We start from the raw sequence: 19,098 nt of genomic DNA on the forward strand, positions 1-19,098 counted from the left end.
TTAAATTTTAATTATAGTTTATCCAAGTAGTACCATTATAATATTGCATGATATTTACAGTTGAATTATAAATCATTAAGCCTGCAGGTTTTGGGTTAATCGCATCTCTTTGCGCTGTTGTCATTCTTGGAGGAAGAAAACCTTGGGTAGTAGAGCTTAGATCTAGTATGGCGCTGGCGTGTGGCGTAGTTGTTCCAATACCCATATTCCCTGACGACATTAATACAGCTTTCGGAGCTCCATCTCTATTTGAATTTGCATGAAAATGTAAATCTCCATTATCACCGATTCCGAATCCATAAAAACCATTTCCATCAACAGCTGAATAGATTGCTAGCTTCTTTCCATTTGGATCCGTTGGACTTGTTCCATATCCGCTACTTAGATCTAACCTGTAATTGGGTGCTGTAGTTCCTACACCTATTCTATTATTAGCTGCATCAATAGAAAATGTACCTCCATCTACAGAGAAAGCATTTACGGCTGTCCCTGTAAAGGCTAATGTATTGGCTCCCTGGGTTACTACACAATTTCCTGAAAGGGTACCATTTGCATTGTAAATATTAGTATTGGTATCTGTAACAGGGTTTTGCCATGTAGCAACACCATTAGCATCCGATGTTAGAATCTTATTATTCCCTTGTGTACCATCTACTATTTTTAAAGCTCCTGCGGTGGTAGATCTGACATCTAGTTTATTCGTAGGAGTGGAAAATCCAATACCCACATTACCATTATTCAAAATTGTCATATATTCATTACTATCTCCTCGAAAAAAACCAAAAGCTCGAGTTCCATCTAACAAACTATCCCAATCAGAATCAAATTTCATCCAACGATTATTAAGCGCAGAACCCTCAGCAGAGATCTTACCTCGATATGAAGATCCTAGTTGCGAACTACCAATTGAAATATTATCTCCTACTACGTCTAATTTTGCTGTAGGAGTTGCAGTTCCTATACCAACATTACCAGTACTCTCTGTCTGAAGTATAATCTTCCCTGTTCCTTTTGCATTAAGATTAAAATCTATATTTGAATTAGTTCCTAAAGATTGAATACCTGCCCATCCAATTCCGATACCTTGAGTTCCATTTGAGTGTGAAAATGAAGCAATACCATTAGCACTTCCATCTACTACAGTCAATTTATTTGTAGGAGCTACTGTTCCTATACCTACCCTACTATTATTTCCATCAACTGAAAAAATATACCCTCCTTTGCTAATATTGCTTACAGATAGACCGTTAACAACATTAGTATCAAATGTCATAAGGTAGTCTCCTTGTGTCACTAATCGGTTTTCAGTAAGTGAGCCACTTGTATTAAAAATATTTTCATTAGTTCCTGAACCTGAGTTTAGCTTGGTCCATTCTATACCATTATAGTAATAGTAACCTACAGCATCTATCCTAGCAGCACTTCCGGTTTGGGAACCCGTAGAAGCATTATTTACATAGATTAAAGTAGAAGTTACTACGTTTGCCATAGATTGCGCTCTCTGCCTGTCTACTCTTGGGATTAGGATACCTTCGGGTAATGTAGATGTTCCTGTAGTATTTTTAGCAGTAACATCTAGAGAAGCTTTAGGATCTGGAGTGTTTATCCCAATCTGGGAAAATGCAGCAGAAGAAAAAGCTAGCATTGATAATAGAATTACTTTTTTTTTCATTTTTTAAAGTTTTAGTGAATTTTTAAATTTTGTTCTTGTTTTCCTTATTGTGTGTTTAGAATCGTATCTCATAAAAATGACCGGTACATCTTATGAAGTTTTCTGAGGCAAAATTACAGTGAGTATAAAGAAAAAGCAGTACTTCAATAGTACTGCATAATTACAATCAACTGAATAATAAACAAATACAAAGGAATAGGTTGATAATTTGATGTATCTGATATGTAAATTTTACACTAAAAAAAATGACTTATTGAGTATAATTTTACTTAAATATCATCATTCTTATTAATAGATATTCCTATTTTTGTATAAAACATAATATGTTCCCAAGCAGTTTCATCATAAGATCAATCTTTCTTTTATTATTTATAAATACTTTCTGCTATTCTCAGAAATATACAGTAGCTGAGCTGGACAGTATTAATCATGAATTAAAAAATAATGGCAAAACTCAAGAGGCTGTAGATCTTAATATTGAAGCCCTACATTACTACAAAGCTGAAGACAATAAAGAAGGTATTGCTTTAGCATTAATACATATTGGGAACCTACTCTCGATACTTAATAAGTTTGAAGAAGGTATAGGTTATCTTGATCAGGCAAAAAAAGAACTAAAAGACATCAAAAATCCTGTACTGGAAGCTAAATTAAGTAACAAGTATGGTATTAATTATTCTTTATTGGGGCTACATAAACAAGCTAATTTAAGTTTTGATAAAGCCATTAAAATAACGAAACAGATATCTGATCAAAAGCAGAAAAATGATATTCTTTATTATAGCTATGGATGGAAATGGTATAATTTCGAAACATTAAATGAAGTAGATTCCATGTACAGTGTACAAAATAAGAGTTTGAAACTTCCTCCAAAATCTTTAGTTTATATTAAAATTGCAAATAGGTTTCTGAGACAAAATAAACATCTGGATTCCGCAGAATACTATTTAAATAAAGCTCTTCCATTAACCCGCAAAGAGGATGTTTATAATAAAGCATCCATGCTTTTCAATTTCGGAGCTCTTTATGCTTTAAAAAATGAAAATGAAAAGGCTTTAGATTATTATTTTCAATATTTAGAGATTAATAAAAAAGCAAAAGTTTACAGAGACATAAGAAATGTTTATCTTGAAATATCTAATGTTTACGGTGCTATGAATATGCCCGATAAAGCTAAAGAATATCTTGATCTTTATAATTCTGCAAGCGAAGAAATTAAAAAAGATGAAAAAAAAACACTTCAAAATGTTGTAGATAAGTTAATTAAAGAAAAAGAAAATGAAAATGAAGAAAAAGCAAAGAAAAATAAGCTCTATATTTTTATCGCTTTAATTGTAACAGCTTTTTCGCTCTTATTATATTTTTTACGCAAGATTTACATTAAAAAACAGAAGAAAAATACTGAAATTATTGAAGAGAAATCTTTAGAAACTGATGTCTTAAAGAAAAAATTAGATTCCTCCTTTGATAAACTGGTAAAATTAGCAAGAAATAAAGATCCTTTTTTTCTAAAAAGCTTTAAGAAACTATATCCTGAATTTTATGAGAAATTAATGACAGTAAATCCTGATCTTACGGATAACGAAATAAAGCTTTGTGCTTATCTGATGCTTAATCTTAACACAAAAGAGATTATTCAGTATGAAAATATTACTGCAAGATCTGTGAAAACAAAAAAATACAGACTTAAAAAGAAATTAGGTTTGGCCTCTGAAGAAAGTCTTATTAAATGGCTTTCAGAATTATAAATTCAAAAAAAACCGACAGATATAGCCTGTCGGTTAGAAAAAAACAAAAATTGATATGGATATGATTAGATATGTGTTTTTAGTTTTTAATAATTTTTTCTGTGATTATTTTTGATTATTGTTCTGAATTTCAATTAAATAAGTTCCAGAAACACGCATTGGTGTAGATTCGTATTGAAGTTGTGAAGTATTGCCATCTACTCCATATTGAAACGTCGGTGTACAATATTGAGCTTCAATAATTGAGCAAAAGGCAATAGCAGAAAGGATAAATGTCTTCTTCATTACTACTTATTTTTATTGAGACAAATTTATATTTATTTAGACTTAATAAAAATAGTAATAATAATGACTTTTGTCAGGTTATCTGTATTTAATTGAAAATCAGATTACAATCTTGTTAATTGATCTAATTTTTTCAATAAAGTGGGAAATCTGTATGAACCGTGCATTTGTTCGATTTTAGGAACCATTTCATCTACATTTACTCCCATTGCAGTAAGAAATAAAGGAGTTTTGCTTTCTCCTCTGTAAATATTTCTTCTTTGAGAATCCGGTGTTGTGAATTCATTTTTTGCAATTCCAATGATTGGATATTTTTGATCTAAAGCTTCGTAAAGATAGCCGCCCAACCCTATTTTCCCATCATTATTCAGCGTTACGTATCCATCAACAATGATTATATCGCCTTCTTTAAGATCAATTTTTTGTAACAAGCTTACAATGCACGGGAGTTCTCTTTTGTAGAACGCTCCACTTTCATAATCGGAAGTGATATTTGTTTTTTCGCTGAAAATTTCAATCTCTTTTTCGGAAGTCCAGTCTTCAAAAGCAATACAGATCGTATTGGCATAATCATCGTAATAATACGTATCGAAAGCGTAAATCATTTATCTAGGTCGTGAATTTTAGTTGTGAATGGTGAAAAAGTAAATTTTGCTTAGCAGTGAATTTCAAATTTATTTATTAAAAAACTCTCCAAAATGCCATAAAATTCCTGAGGGATCGTGTACGAAACATTCTTTTCCCCAATCCATTGTTTTGATGGGTGTTAACTTTACACCTTCATATTTTTCTGTTAAGTTTAAAGATAAAAGTTCTTCCCAAAATTGGTCAACGTTCTCAACTTCAATAAAAAGCATTGTGTTTTCGATCCAATCCTTTACGTAGGCATTTTGCAGATAGAATGCGATATCCTGCTTTTTAAACAAAGAAAGATTATGCTCTAAAACGATTTCTTCGAAACCCAGATCTTTATAAAAATTACTGCTGATCTCAAAATTTTTAGCACCAATAAAAGGTCTGATGGATTTTATATTTTGATTCATGATTTCCTGTTTTTCCAATTGTTGTAAGTCATTTCAAACTTAATTTCTCCTTTTCCGTGCGTTCCGATCTCGTTCCAGCCGGATTTTCTGTAAAAAGTTTCGGCTCTTGTATTGGGTGAAGTTCCGAGCCAAATGTTATCTTTTGTCTGTTCAAAATACCAGTCCAACATAATGTCATGAAGTTTTCTGCCAATTCCTCGATTTTCGAAATCAGGATGCAGAAACAAAGCCCAGATATTATTTTCTTTCAGATCAACAATGGAAAATCCAACGATCTGATAATCAACTTCACCAACCCAGCCTTTTCCTCTTTCAAATAAAAATTCTTCACAGTCTTTATCTGTTACAAGATTAGGATCAGACAACATATTTTCCTTCACAGAATTTCTTACAATCTGAATCTGTGGGATGTCTTCAATTCTGGCTTCACGAATGGTCATACTCTTTAATTAAAGCTTTAATAAAAGCCCATAAAGTTTTATTTAATATAGGCTTATCTATTATTTTTAATGTAACTTATTGTTTTTTATCAACTACAATTCTCTCTGCACGATTGGCAATTTCCCAAGCCGTTGCAAATACCAATTGAGTTCTTTTTTCCAATAGAGAATAGTCAATTTTATCTGGCTTATCCGTCGGTTTATGGTAATCTTCATTAATTCCGTCAAAGAAAAATGCTACAGGAATATTATTTTTAGCAAAATTATAATGGTCTGATCTGTAATACAATCTTTCAGAATCATTTGGATCGTCGTATCTGTAATTCAGTTCGAGATTGTTGGTACGCTTATTTGCGGCTTCATTAATCACTTTCAATTCAGAGCTTAACATTTCAGAACCAATTACATACACGTATTGCTTTCCTCTATTCTCAGGATCATCACGACCGATCATATCAATATTTAAATCCACCACCGTATTCGCTAAAGGAAAAACAGGATTATCAGTGTAATATTCGGATCCAAACAGGCCGTGTTCCTCTCCTGTTACATGAAGGAATAGAATTGATCGTTTCGGACCATTTCCAGCCTTTTTAGCACTCTGAAAAGCTTTTGCAATCTCCATTACGCCAACTGTTCCGCTTCCGTCGTCATCGGCTCCGTTATAAACTACTCCATTTTTTGTACCCACGTGGTCATAATGTGCGGAAACAACAACAATTTCGTTAGGTTTTTCACTTCCTTCGATAAAAGCCAGAATATTTTCAGAATCAGGGAGATTTCCACCGCCTCTTTTCTTCATAAAGTCAGCCGGAACCTTCTGATAATAAGAACCTAAGGCTTTTGGAGAAGAAATCCCTAAAGTTTTATAATAATTAATCATATACTCTCCCGCTTTTTTCTGTCCGGGACTTCCAGTATCTCTGCCGCCCATTTCATCAGAAGCAATTACATATAAGTTCTTCTTTAGATGATCAGCCGTAATCGTCTTGTAAGCAGCAAGAAAAGCTTTATCTCCTTTCGCAACAGTAACAACCGGTGCAGTGGATTTTGAGGTATTATTTGAAACTTTTGAAGTTCCGCAACTTACCAGTAAAGCAACAGAAAATATTGGAATAAGCAGTTTTTTCATTCTAGAATAATTTGTTTAAAAATAACAAAATTTATTTAATCTTTGGCGAATTACAATTTTTCTTATATTTGATTTAAATGCAAAATAGATGGAAAAAATTTACGGATTTACTCATTATTCATTTTTCACCGATATGGCCGAACTCGCTTCAAAACATAATAGTTTTGACTTGTCTTTAGGTCTACCTGATTTTGATATTGACGACCGTTTAAAACAATATTTAAAAGAATCTGCAGACTATAACCATCATAATTATGAGCCACTTGCGGGAAATCCTTTGTTAATTGAAAACATTATTCAATTTAATTTAAACCGGAAAAACAGTATTCAGCTTAAAAATAATGAGGTGACTATTGTTCCGTGTGCAACCTTTGCTTTACATACTTCCCTTAAATCTATTTTAAATCAAGGAGATGAAGTTATTGTAATTCAACCTTCTTATTATACTTATGGGCCTTCAATTGTATTAAATGGCGGAATTCCTGTCTATTATGATCTTGATAACGATTTCACCATAAACTGGGAGAAACTTCAAAATTGTATTTCTCAAAAAACAAAAGCAATTATTATCAATTCTCCACAAAATCCGACCGGAAAAATATGGTCGAAATCTGACTGGAATAACCTTTATAAATTAATAAAAGATCAGGAAATTTATTTAATTTCAGAAGAAATCTATGATATTTACTGCTATGATGGAACTGAACATTACAGTTCCTTTCTTCATCCTGAATTAAAGAAAAGGACTTTCTGTATCTTTTCTTTAGGCAAAATGTTTCATTGCACCGGTTGGAAAGTGAGCTATTTATTGACACCGGAAGAATTAACTTCAAAATTCAGATGCCATCAACAATATATTTCTTACAGTGCGAATGCTCCGGCTCAATATGCTCTGGCAAAATATTTAGAGGTTTTTGATCCTTCAGAAACACAAAAACTCATGCAGAATAAAAGAGATATTTTTAATGAATTGATTAAAGATACTCCGTTTGAAGTTGAGCAAAAGGCAGAAGGAAGTGTGTTTCAGGTGGTTAATTTTAGAAATATTTCTAAAACGATGAGTGATGTAGAATTTTCAAAATGGCTGACTATTGAGAAAAAGGTTTCTTGTCTTCCGCTTTCGGCATTTTATAATTCGAGACAAAATTCTGATTATGTGAGATTTAGTTTTGCTAAAAAGGACGAAGTTATTATTAAGGCGTTGGAGCATTTGAGGAAGAGTTTATAGTTTTTTTTCATTGCAAGAAAAGAAGAAAGCTCTTCATTATGATAATTTTTTTCTCCCGCAGATTTCACAGATTTTCACAGATGATTGCGTATAAAACAAAAGCACCGCTTATTGCAGTGCTTTGATTATATATTTAAAACTTATTTACAGAGAAAGAACTCTTACATCGATTCTTCTGTTTTTTGCTTTACATTCATCGGTATCATTGGCTTCACAAACGGGATGTTGTGAACCGTAACCTTCGGCTTCTATTCTTTCTGCTGAGATTCCTAATTCTAACAATTTAAGTTTAGCCGTTTGCGCTCTTAAATTAGACAGTCTTTGATTGCTTTCTTCATTTCCTGTATTATCCGTGTAACCTCCTAGTTTTACTTTCAAATCAGGATAGGCATTCAAAATTTCAGCTAAATTATTTAATTGAGTTTCTGAACCAGGCTTCAAATCACTTGATCCACTTTGGAAATATAAATTCTCAATCGTATACCAATTATTTGGATCTAAAACAGCTTTATTCTTCAATTTTATGTCATTGTACATTTGATACAATCGACTTTCATGACCTATAGAAATAGATTTTCCCCCTTTTAGTTTAATCTCTTCAATATCTCCCGTTTCATACACAAAATCTCCGTTTTCATTTAAATGCCCTTTTACTTCTCTTGTTAAAGGAACAGCAACTGCTCCTGCAGTAATTTCAGAACTTGAATTATGGTTTGCCATTCCCATCAGGCTTTCAATTTTAGCTTTTCTGTTGGCATCAATTTTATCTTTATGTAAAACTGCTAGTGTAGGCGCAATCACCAACGATACAATCGACATTAATTTGATCAGAATATTCATTGATGGTCCTGAAGTATCTTTAAACGGATCCCCAACCGTATCACCCGTTACTGAAGCTTTGTGAGGCTCTGAACCTTTGTAATAGGTCTGTCCATTAATGTCAACACCTTTCTCGAATGATTTTTTAGCATTATCCCAAGCTCCTCCTGCATTATTCTGGAACATTCCCATCAAAACTCCGCAAACGGTAGCGCCCGCTAAAAATCCTCCTAAAACTTCTGGGCCGAAAATAAATCCGATCAAAAGAGGAGAAACAATCGCGATTGCTCCGGGAAGCATCATTTTTTTAATGGAAGCATCTGTAGAAATGGCGACACATTTTTCGTATTCCGGTTCTGCTTTTCCTTCCAAAATCCCCGGAATTTCACGAAACTGTCTTCTTACTTCCTCAACCATGGCCATTGCGGCTTGTCCAACCGCTGTAATTGCCAATGATGAAAAGATAAACGGAATCATTCCGCCGACAAATAATCCGGCTAATACATCAGCTCTGTAAATATCAATTCCGTCGATACCTGCAATTCCGACAAAGGCTGCAAATAATGCTAAAGCCGTTAAAGCTGCAGAAGCAATGGCAAAACCTTTTCCTGATGCGGCTGTCGTATTTCCTACAGCATCTAAAATATCTGTTCTTTCACGAACTTCTTTGGGTAATTCGCTCATTTCGGCAATTCCACCCGCATTATCTGCGATTGGCCCGAAAGCATCAATTGCCAACTGCATGGCTGTTGTAGCCATCATTCCTGCGGCGGCAATGGCAACACCATACAGTCCAGCGCATAAAAATGAACCGTAAATTCCACCTGCTAATACAATGATTGGGAGTAAGGTAGATTCCATACCAACAGCAAGTCCGCCAATGATATTGGTGGCATGACCTGTGGATGACTGTCTCACTATACTTGAAACAGGTCTTTTGCCCATTGCTGTATAGTATTCTGTGATGATACTCATTAAAGTCCCAACAACCAATCCAACCATGATTGCTCCGAAAACACCCATTTTAGTGAATTCGTGACCTCTTAAAATCATTTTATCCGGTAAAATATAAGTAACCAAGAAATAAGAAGCGACTGCCGTAATAACAATACTTCCCCAATTTCCCAGATTTAAAGCATTTTGAACACTTGAAGTTGATGAACCTTCATTATCATTAATTCTGACAAATAAAGTTCCTATCATTGAAAATATAATTCCTGTTCCGGCAATCAACATAGGTAAAAGAATCGGTGCAAAACCTCCGAATGAATCATCGGAAATTGTTTCTCTTCCTAAAACCATCGTCGCTAAAACTGTTGCAACATAAGATCCAAATAAATCGGCTCCCATTCCGGCAACATCCCCAACATTATCACCTACGTTATCTGCAATTGTCGCTGGATTGCGGGGATCGTCTTCCGGAATTCCGGCTTCTACTTTTCCAACTAAATCGGCTCCAACATCGGCTGCTTTTGTGTAAATACCTCCTCCAACTCTTGCAAAAAGTGCGATAGATTCGGCTCCGAGAGAAAATCCGGTAAGAATTTCAATCGTTGTTTCCATTTCACGGGAATCTACGGTGGCATCGGGTGCAAAAATTTGTTTTATAATTAAATACAAAGATCCCAACCCTAATACAGCCAATCCGGCAACCCCCATTCCCATTACAGAACCTCCTGCAAATGAAACTTTAAGCGCTTTTGAAAGCGATGTTCTTGCTGCTTCTGCTGTTCTTACATTAGCTTTCGTAGCGATTTTCATTCCGATAAAGCCTGCCAATGCCGAAAATATTGCTCCAACCACAAAGGCGAGTCCGATACTCCAATGCGAATTGGCGTTCGTCATTCCCATTACGGCTAATAAAATGGCTACAATAACTACGAAATAGGTTAAAACTTTGTACTCGGCCTTTAGAAAAGCCATCGCACCGTCAGCAATATGTCCGCTGATAATTTTCATTTTTTCATTTCCGGCATTTTGCTTACTTACCCAATTACTTTGGAAAAAAGTATAGAGCAAGGCAATCACACCAAAAATTGGTACTAACACAAATAGATCCATAGTTTAATATTTTTTTGGTAATAGAAAATTAAATATAACAAATAATTCTCACGAAATTGACAAAAACAATTGTAACTGATTAAAAATAAGTGTTTAAACGCTTAAGCTATTACGATTTTTCTTTTCCCACGGATTTCACGGATTTTCACAGATGTTTGTGGATATTAGTGGAGGGAATATTTATGATTTTTATTTTTTTAATTGTAGAAAACCATTAGTGGTATAAAAACTTTTTTAGAATTTGAAATTCTGAAAGGGTTGAATTTTTAAAACAGGTTGAAAGGTGCAGCCCGACTTGAGTGGAGCACATTTTGTAGTTTTTGAGAAGGGAAAAAGCATTGGCAAAACTACAAAATTGCGGGAACGGAAGGCGGAAATAGCTGCCCAAAAATGTATTATTAATTTTATCGTTTGTGGTCTAAATTTCAATAAAAAAGGATAAACGAAAAATTCATTTATCCTTTGATATATTTAATTAAGAGAATATTATCCTCCGAATTTGTCTGCGTAATCTTTTTGAGATGCTTTGATCACTGTTCTAGCATGTTCAGCACCGTAAACCTCTTGAATTCTGCATTTTGCAGGCTCATCCGGAAGGTTTTTGTACGTTAAGAAATAGTGCATTAATCGTTTCACTTCAGCTTCAGGCAATTCTGTGATATCTCTGAAATGTCCGAAAGCGTGATCACCGATCATTACTGCAACAATCTTGTCATCTGCTTCACCTCCGTCGATCATTTTGAAACCTCCGATTGGAATAGCTTCCATGAATAATCCACCTCCGTGAATGTTGTGAGAACTCAAAACACAGATATCCAACGGGTCATGATCTCCCATTGTAACGTCTGTAGCTCCTCTTTCAACCGCCAATTTCATTACTTCATTATCGCAGTATGTTCTTGGAACAAATCCGTACAATGCCGGGATGATATTTGAGAATTTCTGAGGTCTGTCTACCTTTAAATATCCTGTTTCTTTATCTACTTCATATTTAATAGTATCTGAAGGAACGATTTCCACGAATACATTAACAACATTTGGCGCATCTTCTCCTGCAGAAACTCCATGCCATGGATGTGCTTTAAAATTTGGAATCATTATTTATTTTTATTTTTAGTTAAGCTATTATTAAAATTTCTCTTCTCAGGTCTTCTATTGTTGCCGAAATATAGTCTTCATTTTCCATATAATTCATGATGAAAACGGTTTTAAACTCATCAAGATTGGCATTTCCGCTTAATCCGTCATAGGTTTTGTGAAGTAAATCCATCACTGCATTTTTGGAATCAACAATATTTTTCCACGAATTTTTTGTGATGTATAATTGCTGTGAAGAATTATATTCAAACTCTTCATTGATCGTTTTTTCCGTAAGAAAAATGAATTCGTGAGCCGCAAGATCTTTATCAAATCTCTGAATAAGGTTGGAAGGCTTCATCCTTTCCAGAAAAAGTGTCATTCTTTCATAAGACTGGGTCTTATTTTCTGAATTCGATTTTACGGTAAGAAGCTTTATTTCCTGATTTTTAAGATTGATATAATTGTGTACAAACTGCCTCAACAAAACCAAAAAAGGTATTGCGATGATCAATGCAAATGCATATGGTAGGTATCCTGAAAAACTTGTCATAATTTGAGGAAGCAAAATTACTAATATTTTCTGAATTTATGACTGAAAAACATGTCATTATCAACAATAAAATAAGATTAACCGATTTATGAGATTCGCTTTAAAATCTTACTTTCCAAATAACCGTATTCCTGAAGTTCTGCACCAAAACTTTTAAAGAAAACTTCTATCCCGCGAATATTGCTTCCCATGAAATTAAAACTCTTCTCATGAATATAATTTTCTAGAATTTTATCTATTAAAAAAGAGGGGCCATTCTCGTTTTTAAAAGATTCATCATTGATTAATGCCAATAAAGAAAGTTGTTCTTTTTCTGAAATTACAACGGCTAAATTGATCAGTTTTTCTTCCAAATAGGCTCCACAAAGCTTGAGGAAACCATTTTTATTCAGAAATTCTAAATACCTTAAAAACTTTTCGTAATCGGATCTTTTGGGAATTCCTTTATAATTGTTTTCGATGAAATTGATAGAATCGGCGTTTAAATCAATTTCTTTATAAAAAAGATGCTGTGCCCATTTTGCGGTAGATTTTCTTCCTTTAAAATACTTTTTCCTCCTTAAAATTACATAGTCAGAAATAGGAATTACGTAGTTTTTTTTCTTTTCTAATATTTCTCCAAAATCATTGTTTTGATTAAAAGAATATAAAAATACTTTTGAGCTTTTCTTTAAAAAATTTAGAAATTCGGTATTAATTTTACGATCATCTTTTTTTGAAAAAATGCCTAATTGCTGGCAGAAAAGTGGCATCAATACAAAATTAAAACCTATTTTTTTTTTCAATGGAACAGGCATTACCGCTTCATAATCGCCATACACCAAAAGCTGCCAGTTTCCAGAAAGTTCGTCCAGAACTTCTTTATTGGCATACCAATTTCTCTGTTCAGAATTTTCTAAACATTCAGTATATTTTTTGAAATCAATTTCGTTGTATTTCAATCTTCTAATCATAATAATCCTTCGTCTGAGAAACTAAAATATGAGTTCTGTGTAATAATCAAATGGTCTAAAAGCTGAATAGTTAAGGTATTTCCCGCTTCTTTTATTTTTTGAGTAATGTCGATATCTTCTTTGCTTGGCTTCAAATTTCCTGAGGGATGATTGTGGGCAACAATAACTCCGGTCGCAAAATGATCTAGCGCAGTTTTAAATAAAATCCTGATATCTACAATCGACTGATTAATTCCACCTTGCGTTAATTGAGAAATATGAATAACTCTATTGCTTTGATTCAGAAAAATAGCCCAAAATTCTTCTGTTCGTAAATCTGCCAAATGATTTTTAAAAATCTGATAAGCTCCGTTACTGTTGGAGATCATTGGTTTTTCAGGAATTTCCTGATTCGATCTTCTTCTCCCAATTTCCAAAGCTGTTGCAATGGAAATAGCCTTCACCTCGCCTACTCCTTTGAATTTCGTTAAATCTTTCACAGATAATAAACTCAGCTGATGCCAGTTATTATTGACAGAAGCTAGAATCTTCCTTGCCAATTCTACGGCAGTTTCATCCCTACTTCCGCTTCCCATAATAATTGCAAGGAGTTCAGAATCAGAAAGTGAGCCTTTGCCTTTCAGCAAAAACTTTTCTCTGGGTCTGTCGTCTTCTGCAAGGAATTTTATTGACATATTTTTTAGATGGCAGGAATTAGGGTTTGGGGATTAGTTTAATAAAATGCGTATAAAATAATTGGCTGTTTTGATTGATCGATGTATTTCGCCGTTTCGTTGAATGCATCTTTTGAAAGCATTGGACAGCCAAAACTTAAACAAGCTGGATTTACCGATTCTTGATTCGGAACACAATAATAAGAGTGGAGAACGATTGCTCTCGGTCTTGCGTTACTATTTGTTTCATCAAGTCCATCTAAACGGTACGCTTTCCCGAATTTTCCGTTATAGCTTTCACGTATTTCGTATTTTCCCAAAGATGACTGGTGAGAACCGTCAACATTGCTAAACTGCAAATTATTTGAGTTAGCAATTACGGAACCTTCACCATGTGCAACAACTGCTTTCTGTAAAATTTTATCATTTTTCAGATCATAAACGAAATACCTGTATTTTCCTGAATGAATTTTAAAATTGATGAAAACTGCCAAATTTTGATTATAATTTTTCCCTTTAATATAGTTTTTAATTTCCGAAATTTTTGATTTTGGAAGATAATCAACAACATTATTGGCCTGAGATTCAAATTTTGAACAGGAAATAATAAAAAGGAATAAAAAAATAAAGTGTTTCATCATCTGACAGGAATTTACTCGATGATCATTCCGTCTTTCATGACTAATTTTCTGTCAGTAATTTCCGCAAGATTGGGGTTATGCGTTACAATCACAAATGTCTGATTGTATTTATCTCTTAAATCAAAGAATAATCTGTGTAAATCATCTGCATTTTTTGAATCTAAGTTACCTGTAGGTTCATCTGCAAAGATGATTTTAGGAGAGTTAATCAACGCTCTGGCAACTGCTACCCTTTGCGCTTCCCCACCCGATAATTGGTTGGGTTTATGCTGTAATCTCTGTTCGATCTTTAAATCTTCAAACAAAGCATACGCCTTTTCCAATGATTCTTTTTCGTTGGCTCCGGCGATTTTCGTAGGCAACAATACGTTTTCCAGTGCCGTAAATTCCGGCAATAACTGATGAAACTGAAATACAAAACCAATATTCTGATTCCTGAATTTAGAAAGCTGTTTGTCATTCATATTAATAAATGACTCCCCTGCCATTGAGATCTCTGTATCATATTTATTAGAGTTCGAAGGCGAATCCAATGTTCCCAAGATCTGCAGTAAAGTAGATTTTCCTGCACCTGATTCTCCAACAATAGATACAACTTCTCCGGTTTTGATATGAATATCAACCCCTTTTAATACTTCTAAATTCCCATAAGATTTATGGATATTTCTTGCTTTAATCATGAGCCAAAAATAGTGATTTGATTTGAAATATGAGAGAAATTTAAGATGAATTGTGAGTGGAAATTGTGTTTATTATACCAAAGCATCAAGGTTTTTAAAACCTTGATGCTTTGAATCTACAAAATAAATTAAAAACAAAAAAACCTCCCAAAATTGAGAGGTTTTAATATTTCAAAACTTAGAAAATTACAGTAACAAAGTTAAAGGACTTTCTAAATATGTTTTTAAAGTTTGTAAGAACTGAGCACCTGTAGCACCGTCTACCACTCTGTGATCACAAGCTAATGAAAGCTTCATGATGTTTCCAACTACGATCTGTCCGTCTTTTACGATCGGTTTCTCGATGATTGCTCCTACTGAAAGGATTGCAGAGTTTGGTTGATTGATGATACTTGTAAATGTTTCAATTCCGAACATTCCTAAGTTAGAAACTGAGAAAGTAGAACCCTCCATTTCGTTTGCCTTAAGACCTTTAGATTTAGCTCTTCCAGCCATATCCTTAACACCAGCAGAAATCTGAGTATACGTCATCTGATCTGTGTTTTTAAGAACAGGAACAACCAATCCGTCAGGAATAGCAACTGCTACACCGATGTTGATGTTTCCTCTGTGAATCACTTTATCTCCAGCCCAGCTAGAATTAACTTGTGGATGTTTTCTTAAAGCAACAGCAGTCGCCTTAATAATCATATCATTGAAAGAAATTTTAGTATCAGGTAAAGAATTGATTTCTTTTCTAGCCTCAATTGCTTTATCCATATTGATCTCCACCATTAAATAATAGTGAGGAGCAGAGAATTTACTTTCAGCAAGACGTTTCGCGATGATATTTCTTACCTGTGAGTTTGGAGTCTCTGTATCTTCTCCCTGAACAAAACTTAATGCAACCTGAGCTGCCGGACTTGCAGTCGGCGCAGATGCTGCTAGTTTTGTCTGAGATGGCTGATAATTTTCAATATCTTTTTTAACGATTCTTCCGTTTTCTCCAGAACCCTGAATACCGTGAATGTCAACTCCTTTATCCTGAGCCATTTTTTTAGCCAAAGGAGAAATTGCAACTCTGTCGGTAGATGAAGAACTTACAGCCTGAGCCGCAGGTTTTTCTTCTGTTTTAGCTTCAGCTTTTTGTTCTGCAGGCTTTTCTGATGATTGAGCAGCAGGTTTTGCAGCACCAACACTAGAAACATCAGTTCCTTCAGGGCCAATAATTGCTAATACTGAATCAACAGGAGCAGCACCGCCTTCTTCAACACCTTGCTTCAATAATACTCCATTGAATTCAGATTCGAAATCCTGAACCGCTTTATCTGTTTCGATCTCAGCAAGAAGATCTCCTTCTTTTACTGTATCGCCAACATTTTTGTGCCATTTAGCTACTTTACCTTCTGTCATTGTATCAGAAAGTCTTGGCATTGTAATTACTTCTACTCCTGCAGGAACTTCCGCAGAAGTCTGCTCTACGCTTGTAGAATTATTTTCTGTTTTTGATTCTTCTTCAGATTTTTTCTCTTCAGAACCTCCAGAAGCAGGAGCAGCAGCTCCGCCCGTTAATCCTGAAATATCTTCTCCTGCATTACCAATAATAGCCAAAACAGAATCTACAGCAGCAGCATTTCCTTCTTCCACACCAACGTATAGAAGAGTACCATTTAATTCAGATTCGAAATCCTGAACAGCTTTATCTGTTTCAATTTCAGCTAAAATATCTCCTTCCTTTACTGTATCTCCTACTTTTTTATGCCATTTCGCCACTTTACCTTCCGTCATAGTGTCGGAAAGACGCGGCATTGTAATAACTTCTGCCATAATTTAATTTATTAATTTGTTAATGTGATGAAGTGATGATAATAAAAGTGAAAGTTAAAAAATAACACACCATATCATCCTATCAGCAAATTATTATTGATTTTCAAATTTATCTAAGAATGGATAGTTTTCCTGAGAATAAACATACTCATATACTTTATCAACATCCGGGTATGGAGAATTTTCCATGAATTCGATACACTCGTCAACGAAATCTCTTGATTTGTTATCGATCACTTCTAATTCCTGCTCAGTTGCCCAATTATTTGATAAGATTCTTGATTTTACCAATTCGATAGGGTCATCATTTTTATGAATAGCTACTTCATCCTTAGATCTGTAAGGTTCAGCATCAGACATAGAGTGACCTCTGTAACGGTAAGTTCTAGCTTCGATGAAAGTTGGTCCGTCTCCTCTTCTTGCTCTTTCAATAGCCTCGTACGCAGCTTCTGCTACTTTTACAGGATCCATTGCATCTACAGGAAGACAAGGCATTTCGTATCCTAAACCTAATTTATAGATATCTTCGTGGTTAGCTGTTCTTTTAACAGAAGTTCCCATTGCATATTGGTTGTTTTCTACAACGAATACTACCGGAAGTTTCCAGTTCATCGCCATGTTAAACGTTTCATGTAATGAACCCTGTCTAGCCGCTCCATCTCCGAAGAAACAGATATTTACCGCTTTTCTGTCAAAAAACTTATCCGCGAAAGCAATACCAGCACCTAAAGGAATCTGACCTCCCACAATCCCGTGACCACCATAAAAACGGTGTTCTTTACTGAAAATGTGCATAGAACCACCCATACCTCCTGACGTACCTGTAGCTTTACCACAAAGTTCTGCCATGATTCTCTTAGGGTCTACTCCCATTGCCATTGGATGGATGTGACATCTGTAAGCCGTGATCATACTATCTTTAGTTAAATCCATTGCATGCGTGAAACCAGCAGGTATAGCCTCCTGACCATTATACAAATGTAAAAAACCTCTGATTTTTTGTTTTAAATAAAGAGAACGGCATTTGTCTTCAAACCTTCTCCACATTGTCATATCTTCATACCACTTCAGGTATACCTCTTTAGAAAATTCTTTCATGTGTTAGCTCTTGCTTATTTATTATGAAATAGTTGAGCAAAATTATAAAAAAAACTTCATTTTTATTGTATACATACCAATTGTTTTTTTAGTTATAGTATTATATTTACATTATCAAACTTAAATATGGAAGAAAAACAGCCTTCACTCATACATAAAATCTCAAAAATCATCTCAGATTTTTTTAATCCTCTGACTTCTCTGTTTATATTTTTCATCTATATGAGCGTTCGGGAGTATACTTTTGAGGAATCCGTTGCGCACTTTCTTCCTATATTATTAATTGTGATTTTACCTGTGGTGATCTGGCTTGTATGGAATGTAAAGACCGGAAGATATACCAATATGGATGTTTCGAATCGGGTTCAAAGGAAAACTTTATACATTTTTATTGCAGTTTGCGTTATCGGTTACATGATTTTCAATTATATCAAAAACGGATACATTGATTTTATCATGCTTTTTATATTAATTCTTCTTTTTTCTTTACAAATAAGTAATTTTTTCATTAAAAGTTCGATGCACACAGCCTTTAATGTGTTTGTAGCAGCATTATTTTTTGCAATAAACTGGAAAATGGGAATTCTCTGGCTTGGAGTTGCCGCTTTGGTAGGAATTACGAGAATTATTTTAAAGAGACACACCGTAAAAGAAGTATTTATGGGCGCCGGAATAGCATTTCTGGTATCTTTTATTTATCTTTATTGCAATATACAATTTCAACATTAATCATATTATATGAAAATAAATCATCTTACTTCTGCTGAAGAAAACTTAATGAAACTTTTTTGGGCAATGAATTCATTTTATTTAAAAGAAGTTATGGAACAGCATCCTGAGCCTAAGCCGCACCAGAATACAGTTTCTACTTACTTAAAAATATTAGTTGAAAAAGGTTATTTATCAACTGAAAAAGAAGGCAGAATTTTTAAATATACTGTAATTGTTCCTTTTGAAAACTATAAAAAATTCTTATTAAAAGAACTTTCGCATAATTTCTTTCATGATTCAGGGAAAGAGATCTTAGAGTTTTTGATGGTTGAAAAATTAATTTCTCAGGATGATTTAAGAGCCTATTTTGATCTTAAAATGGAACTTAAACCTACAAAAATAAAAGCACCAAAACTGGAAATTGCCAACGAAATTTTAAATCCAAAAAAAGATAAAAAAGGCAAAGACAAGAAAAAGAAGAAAAAATAAGATTAACAA

At 34.1% G+C, this 19,098-nt stretch carries 19 protein-coding genes; 4 read left to right on the forward strand and 15 right to left on the reverse strand.

Annotated elements, in window-relative coordinates; genetic code table 11:
- Positions 1-7: 7 nt before the first annotated feature.
- Positions 8-1,672 (reverse strand): phage tail-like protein, encoded by a 1,665-nt coding sequence (locus AC1Q7L_RS03755; protein ID WP_492305374.1) that lies wholly within the window; start codon positions 1,670-1,672, stop codon positions 8-10.
- 323 nt (positions 1,673-1,995) lie between these two features.
- Here AC1Q7L_RS03755 and AC1Q7L_RS03760 point away from each other — a divergent pair, with 323 nt between their 5' ends.
- Positions 1,996-3,420 carry a hypothetical protein gene (locus AC1Q7L_RS03760; RefSeq protein ID WP_492305373.1) on the forward strand — a complete coding sequence of 475 codons (1,425 nt, stop codon included), beginning with the start codon at positions 1,996-1,998 and terminating at the stop codon, positions 3,418-3,420.
- A gap of 105 nt (positions 3,421-3,525) precedes the next feature.
- Here AC1Q7L_RS03760 and AC1Q7L_RS03765 read toward each other — a convergent pair whose 3' ends face one another.
- From AC1Q7L_RS03765 to AC1Q7L_RS03785, 5 genes are all read right to left on the reverse strand, one after another.
- Entirely contained in the window at positions 3,526-3,705 is a 180-nt protein-coding gene (locus AC1Q7L_RS03765) for a hypothetical protein (protein ID WP_492305372.1), read from the reverse strand.
- 104 nt (positions 3,706-3,809) lie between these two features.
- Complete coding sequence (locus tag AC1Q7L_RS03770; protein WP_492305371.1) at positions 3,810-4,310, reverse strand: endonuclease V; 501 nt, start codon at positions 4,308-4,310, stop codon at positions 3,810-3,812.
- Positions 4,311-4,379: 69 nt separating this feature from the next.
- On the reverse strand, positions 4,380-4,748 hold the full coding sequence (locus AC1Q7L_RS03775) for a VOC family protein (RefSeq protein WP_492305370.1): 369 nt from the start codon (positions 4,746-4,748) through the stop codon (positions 4,380-4,382).
- Positions 4,745-5,188 (reverse strand): GNAT family N-acetyltransferase, encoded by a 444-nt coding sequence (locus AC1Q7L_RS03780; protein WP_492305369.1) that lies wholly within the window; start codon positions 5,186-5,188, stop codon positions 4,745-4,747. The genes AC1Q7L_RS03775 and AC1Q7L_RS03780 overlap by 4 nt, the downstream gene beginning before the upstream one ends.
- 76 nt (positions 5,189-5,264) lie before the next feature.
- Positions 5,265-6,320, reverse strand: a complete 1,056-nt coding sequence (locus AC1Q7L_RS03785; protein ID WP_492305368.1) for a M28 family metallopeptidase — start codon at positions 6,318-6,320, stop codon at positions 5,265-5,267.
- An 88-nt stretch (positions 6,321-6,408) separates the two neighbouring features.
- Between AC1Q7L_RS03785 and AC1Q7L_RS03790 the strand changes: the two genes are divergently transcribed.
- Positions 6,409-7,548: an aminotransferase class I/II-fold pyridoxal phosphate-dependent enzyme gene (locus AC1Q7L_RS03790; RefSeq protein WP_492305367.1), complete on the forward strand. Its 1,140-nt coding sequence runs from the start codon at positions 6,409-6,411 to the stop codon at positions 7,546-7,548.
- 144 nt (positions 7,549-7,692) lie between these two features.
- Here AC1Q7L_RS03790 and AC1Q7L_RS03795 read toward each other — a convergent pair whose 3' ends face one another.
- The 9 genes from AC1Q7L_RS03795 to pdhA all read right to left on the reverse strand — a co-directional run bounded on the left by AC1Q7L_RS03795 (position 7,693) and on the right by pdhA (position 17,889).
- Positions 7,693-10,428 carry a sodium-translocating pyrophosphatase gene (locus tag AC1Q7L_RS03795; protein WP_492305366.1) on the reverse strand — a complete coding sequence of 912 codons (2,736 nt, stop codon included), beginning with the start codon at positions 10,426-10,428 and terminating at the stop codon, positions 7,693-7,695.
- A gap of 486 nt (positions 10,429-10,914) precedes the next feature.
- Entirely contained in the window at positions 10,915-11,526 is a 612-nt protein-coding gene (locus tag AC1Q7L_RS03800) for an inorganic pyrophosphatase (RefSeq protein ID WP_072406609.1), read from the reverse strand.
- Between the two features lie 19 nt (positions 11,527-11,545).
- On the reverse strand, positions 11,546-12,058 hold the full coding sequence (locus tag AC1Q7L_RS03805) for a DUF7935 family protein (RefSeq protein WP_410690356.1): 513 nt from the start codon (positions 12,056-12,058) through the stop codon (positions 11,546-11,548).
- Positions 12,059-12,144: 86 nt separating this feature from the next.
- The gene (locus AC1Q7L_RS03810; RefSeq protein ID WP_492305365.1) at positions 12,145-13,011 is read right to left on the reverse strand and encodes a hypothetical protein; all 867 of its coding nucleotides are present in this window, start codon (positions 13,009-13,011) and stop codon (positions 12,145-12,147) included.
- Positions 13,008-13,685, reverse strand: coding sequence for a RadC family protein (radC, locus tag AC1Q7L_RS03815; protein ID WP_492305364.1), 678 nt, complete (start codon positions 13,683-13,685; stop codon positions 13,008-13,010). The genes AC1Q7L_RS03810 and radC overlap by 4 nt, the downstream gene beginning before the upstream one ends.
- 38 nt (positions 13,686-13,723) lie before the next feature.
- Positions 13,724-14,302 (reverse strand): murein L,D-transpeptidase catalytic domain-containing protein, encoded by a 579-nt coding sequence (locus tag AC1Q7L_RS03820; protein ID WP_492305363.1) that lies wholly within the window; start codon positions 14,300-14,302, stop codon positions 13,724-13,726.
- Between the two features lie 14 nt (positions 14,303-14,316).
- Positions 14,317-14,985 (reverse strand): ABC transporter ATP-binding protein, encoded by a 669-nt coding sequence (locus tag AC1Q7L_RS03825; protein ID WP_410690349.1) that lies wholly within the window; start codon positions 14,983-14,985, stop codon positions 14,317-14,319.
- Between the two features lie 186 nt (positions 14,986-15,171).
- Complete coding sequence (locus AC1Q7L_RS03830) at positions 15,172-16,791, reverse strand: dihydrolipoyl dehydrogenase family protein (RefSeq protein WP_492305362.1); 1,620 nt, start codon at positions 16,789-16,791, stop codon at positions 15,172-15,174.
- A gap of 93 nt (positions 16,792-16,884) precedes the next feature.
- Positions 16,885-17,889, reverse strand: coding sequence for a pyruvate dehydrogenase (acetyl-transferring) E1 component subunit alpha (gene pdhA / locus AC1Q7L_RS03835; protein WP_066758706.1), 1,005 nt, complete (start codon positions 17,887-17,889; stop codon positions 16,885-16,887).
- 126 nt (positions 17,890-18,015) lie between these two features.
- Between pdhA and AC1Q7L_RS03840 the strand changes: the two genes are divergently transcribed.
- Together AC1Q7L_RS03840 and AC1Q7L_RS03845 are read left to right on the forward strand one after the other, a co-directional pair.
- Entirely contained in the window at positions 18,016-18,618 is a 603-nt protein-coding gene (locus AC1Q7L_RS03840) for a phosphatase PAP2 family protein (RefSeq protein WP_492305361.1), read from the forward strand.
- Between the two features lie 9 nt (positions 18,619-18,627).
- Positions 18,628-19,089, forward strand: a complete 462-nt coding sequence (locus AC1Q7L_RS03845; protein WP_492305360.1) for a BlaI/MecI/CopY family transcriptional regulator — start codon at positions 18,628-18,630, stop codon at positions 19,087-19,089.
- The last annotated feature ends 9 nt before the right edge of the window (positions 19,090-19,098 follow it).

Source organism: Chryseobacterium sp. GW823-FHT05E08, from assembly GCF_058795655.1.

What these genes read in the sequence shown, in the direction of transcription:
- AC1Q7L_RS03755 (WP_492305374.1), bottom strand. Translation starts at nt 1,672, where the DNA reads ATGAAAAAAAAAGTAATTCTATTATCAATGCTAGCTTTTTCTTCTGCT.
- AC1Q7L_RS03760 (WP_492305373.1), top strand. Translation starts at nt 1,996, where the DNA reads ATGTTCCCAAGCAGTTTCATCATAAGATCAATCTTTCTTTTATTATTT.
- AC1Q7L_RS03765 (WP_492305372.1), bottom strand. Translation starts at nt 3,705, where the DNA reads ATGAAGAAGACATTTATCCTTTCTGCTATTGCCTTTTGCTCAATTATT.
- AC1Q7L_RS03770 (WP_492305371.1), bottom strand. Translation starts at nt 4,310, where the DNA reads ATGATTTACGCTTTCGATACGTATTATTACGATGATTATGCCAATACG.
- AC1Q7L_RS03775 (WP_492305370.1), bottom strand. Translation starts at nt 4,748, where the DNA reads ATGAATCAAAATATAAAATCCATCAGACCTTTTATTGGTGCTAAAAAT.
- AC1Q7L_RS03780 (WP_492305369.1), bottom strand. Translation starts at nt 5,188, where the DNA reads ATGACCATTCGTGAAGCCAGAATTGAAGACATCCCACAGATTCAGATT.
- AC1Q7L_RS03785 (WP_492305368.1), bottom strand. Translation starts at nt 6,320, where the DNA reads ATGAAAAAACTGCTTATTCCAATATTTTCTGTTGCTTTACTGGTAAGT.
- AC1Q7L_RS03790 (WP_492305367.1), top strand. Translation starts at nt 6,409, where the DNA reads ATGGAAAAAATTTACGGATTTACTCATTATTCATTTTTCACCGATATG.
- AC1Q7L_RS03795 (WP_492305366.1), bottom strand. Translation starts at nt 10,428, where the DNA reads ATGGATCTATTTGTGTTAGTACCAATTTTTGGTGTGATTGCCTTGCTC.
- AC1Q7L_RS03800 (WP_072406609.1), bottom strand. Translation starts at nt 11,526, where the DNA reads ATGATTCCAAATTTTAAAGCACATCCATGGCATGGAGTTTCTGCAGGA.
- AC1Q7L_RS03805 (WP_410690356.1), bottom strand. Translation starts at nt 12,058, where the DNA reads ATGACAAGTTTTTCAGGATACCTACCATATGCATTTGCATTGATCATC.
- AC1Q7L_RS03810 (WP_492305365.1), bottom strand. Translation starts at nt 13,011, where the DNA reads ATGATTAGAAGATTGAAATACAACGAAATTGATTTCAAAAAATATACT.
- radC (WP_492305364.1), bottom strand. Translation starts at nt 13,685, where the DNA reads ATGTCAATAAAATTCCTTGCAGAAGACGACAGACCCAGAGAAAAGTTT.
- AC1Q7L_RS03820 (WP_492305363.1), bottom strand. Translation starts at nt 14,302, where the DNA reads ATGAAACACTTTATTTTTTTATTCCTTTTTATTATTTCCTGTTCAAAA.
- AC1Q7L_RS03825 (WP_410690349.1), bottom strand. Translation starts at nt 14,985, where the DNA reads ATGATTAAAGCAAGAAATATCCATAAATCTTATGGGAATTTAGAAGTA.
- AC1Q7L_RS03830 (WP_492305362.1), bottom strand. Translation starts at nt 16,791, where the DNA reads ATGGCAGAAGTTATTACAATGCCGCGTCTTTCCGACACTATGACGGAA.
- pdhA (WP_066758706.1), bottom strand. Translation starts at nt 17,889, where the DNA reads ATGAAAGAATTTTCTAAAGAGGTATACCTGAAGTGGTATGAAGATATG.
- AC1Q7L_RS03840 (WP_492305361.1), top strand. Translation starts at nt 18,016, where the DNA reads ATGGAAGAAAAACAGCCTTCACTCATACATAAAATCTCAAAAATCATC.
- AC1Q7L_RS03845 (WP_492305360.1), top strand. Translation starts at nt 18,628, where the DNA reads ATGAAAATAAATCATCTTACTTCTGCTGAAGAAAACTTAATGAAACTT.